Origin of the sequence: Paracoccus sigandri, from assembly GCF_003709565.1 — a bacterium.
Lineage (GTDB): Bacteria > Pseudomonadota > Alphaproteobacteria > Rhodobacterales > Rhodobacteraceae > Paracoccus > Paracoccus siganidrum.
This window is the reverse complement of sequence record NZ_QNRC01000084.1, coordinates 1-2619: the sequence shown is the minus strand read 5'-3', so window position 1 is coordinate 2619 and position 2619 is coordinate 1. Positions and strand designations below refer to the sequence as shown.

3 protein-coding genes are annotated in these 2619 nt (G+C 69.9%); all 3 read left to right on the top strand.

The window, feature by feature from the left end; all coding sequences use genetic code 11:
* The coding region (locus C9E82_RS23710) for a VWA domain-containing protein (protein WP_338068150.1) at positions 1-950 on the top strand (950 nt) is incomplete at its 5' end.
* Positions 951-1478, top strand: a complete 528-nt coding sequence (locus C9E82_RS23705; RefSeq protein WP_119901220.1) for an SRPBCC family protein — start codon at positions 951-953, stop codon at positions 1476-1478.
* 164 nt (positions 1479-1642) lie between these two features.
* Positions 1643-2619, top strand: a 977-nt coding sequence (locus tag C9E82_RS23700) for a homocysteine S-methyltransferase family protein (protein WP_119901219.1), incomplete at its 3' end; no start/stop codon positions are given.

Here is a 2619-nt window from a genome sequence, read left to right as displayed (position 1 = left end):
GCGCCATGATCGGGGGCGCCCGCCGTATCCTGCCGCCGCTTGCCGCGGCGCTGCTGGCGCTGCTGGCGGCGCTGGGGCCGGGCGTGCCGCGGCAGGTGGCGCTGACCGACGCGCTGGTGGTGGTGGACATCACCCGCTCGATGAACGTGCGCGACATGGAGGGCCGGTCGCGGCTGGATTTCGCCAGGGACCGCCTGCGCGACTGGATCGCCGCGCGCCCCTGCGGCACCCGGATCGGCCTGGCGCTGTTCACCGAGCGCCGCAGCCTGACCCTGTTCGAGCCGCTGGAGATCTGCGAGGATTTCGCCGCCATCTCGCGCACGATCGAGGGGCTGGACTGGCGCATGGCCTGGGAGGGCGACAGCCTGATCTCGCGCGGGCTGGACCATGCGCTGGCCCGCGCCCGCGACATGGGCGTGGCGCTGGTCTTCGTCACCGACGGGCAGGAGGCGCCGCCCTTGCCCTATGGCGGCCCGGCCGAGTTCCGCGGCGAAAGCCCCGGCGGCGTGATCCTGGGCGTGGGCGGCGACGCGCCCGCGCCGATCCCGAAATTCGACGACCTGGGTCGCGAGGTGGGCTTCTACGCGCCGGCCGACGTGCAGCACGCCCCTGCCCGGATCGGCGCGCCGCCGCCCGATGCCTCGGAACGGCCGGGCTTCCATCCGCGCAACAACCCTTACGGCGAATCCGACCTGGAGGGGAACGAGCATCTCTCTGCCCTGCGCGCCGACTACCTGCGCAACCTGGCCGGCGGCCGGGGCCTGGGCTTCGCCCGCCTGGCCGAGGGCCCGGCCGCCATCGACCGCGCGCTGGCCGCCCATGCGCCGTCCCATGCCGCGACCGTGACCCGCAGCCTTGCACCCGTCCTGGCGCTGGCGGCGTTGCTGATCATGGTCGGATGCTGGCTGGCCGCCAGCCCCCTGCCCCGATACATGCGAAAGGAGGAATGAATGTTGGATCGCATGAAAGCCGCTCTGGTCGCGGGTCTCCTGGCCGTCCCGGCCTGGGCCCATGGCCCCACCCCGCAAGAGGCCAGCCGGCAGGTCGAGATCGCGGCCCCCGCCGAGACGGTCTGGGAGATCCTGAAGGACCCCGCCGCGCTGTCCGACTGGCACCCGCAGGTGGCATCCGCGACGCTGGAGGGCGACGGCGCGGGCGCGAAGCGCACCACCGAACTGGCGGGCGGGTCGGTCCTGGACGGCATCGACATCGTCAATGACGGGAACATGACCACCCGCTGGCGCCTGTCGGGGGAAAACCGCGAGGTGATCCCGGTCAGCTTCTATACCAACACCATCGTGGTGACGCCGAATGGCGCGGGGGCCGAGGTGCAGTGGAAGGCCAGCTTCTTCCGCGCCGACACCACCAACGAGCCCGAGGAGAGCTATAGCGACGCGGCCGCCGTCACCTTCATGGAGCAATATATCCAGGACGGGCTGAACGGGCTGAAGGAACAGGCCGAGGCGGCGGGCAGCTGATCCCGACAATGCAGGCGGACGGAAAACCGCCCCGCCTGCCCCTGCGCCGGCGAGCCTGACGGGCCGTCCCTGCACGGAATTCATAATCTTCTCGAAGATTATGAATTTTACCTTCGGCGCCAGACAGGCCATAGTGCCGACTTGCGCAAGACGGACCCAGAACCATGCAGGCCTTCCAGATCCCCCCCTCCGACAGCCTCGGGCAGCTTGAACGGCTGGCCCGCGAACGCATCCTGATCCTCGACGGGGCGATGGGCACGCAGATCCAGAACCTGGGCCTGTCGGAAGAGGATTACCGCGGCGCCGGCGGCTGCGGCTGCCGCCACCATTCCGATCACCCGCAGAAGGGCAACAACGACCTGCTGATCCTGACCCAGCCCGAGGCGCTGGAGGAGATCCATTTCAACTATGCCATGGCCGGCGCCGATATCGTCGAGACGAACACCTTTTCCGCCACCACCATCGCGCAGGCCGATTACGGCATGGAAGGCGCGGTCGACGACCTGAACACCGAGGGCGCGCGGATCGTGCGCGCGGCGCTGGACCGGGCCACCGCCATCGACGGCAAGCCGCGCTTCGTCGCCGGTGCGGTGGGGCCGACGAACCGCACCGCATCCATAAGCCCGGACGTGAACGATCCGGGCTATCGCGCCGTGACCTTCGACGACCTGCGCATCGCCTATGGCCAGCAGATCCGCGGGCTGATCCGCGGCGGGTCGGACATCATCCTGATCGAGACCATCTTCGACACGCTGAACGCCAAGGCCGCGATCTTCGCCTGTTTCGAGGCCTTCGCCGAACATGGCCGGCGGCTGCCGGTGATGATCTCGGGCACGATCACCGATGCCTCGGGGCGCACGCTGTCGGGGCAGACGCCCACCGCCTTCTGGCATTCGGTCCGCCATTCGCGGCCCTTCACCATCGGGCTGAACTGCGCGCTCGGCGCCTCGGCCATGCGGCCGCATCTGGCGGAACTGGCCGGGATCGCCCAGACCTTCACCTGCGCCTATCCCAATGCCGGCCTGCCCAACGCCTTCGGCCAGTATGACGAGGGCCCCGAGGATACCGCCATCCAGGTCGCCGACTTCGCCCGAGAGGGGCTGGTCAACGTCACCGGCGGCTGCTGCGGCACCACGCCCGA

What these genes read in the sequence shown, in the direction of transcription:
- C9E82_RS23705 (WP_119901220.1), top strand. Translation starts at nt 951, where the DNA reads ATGTTGGATCGCATGAAAGCCGCTCTGGTCGCGGGTCTCCTGGCCGTC.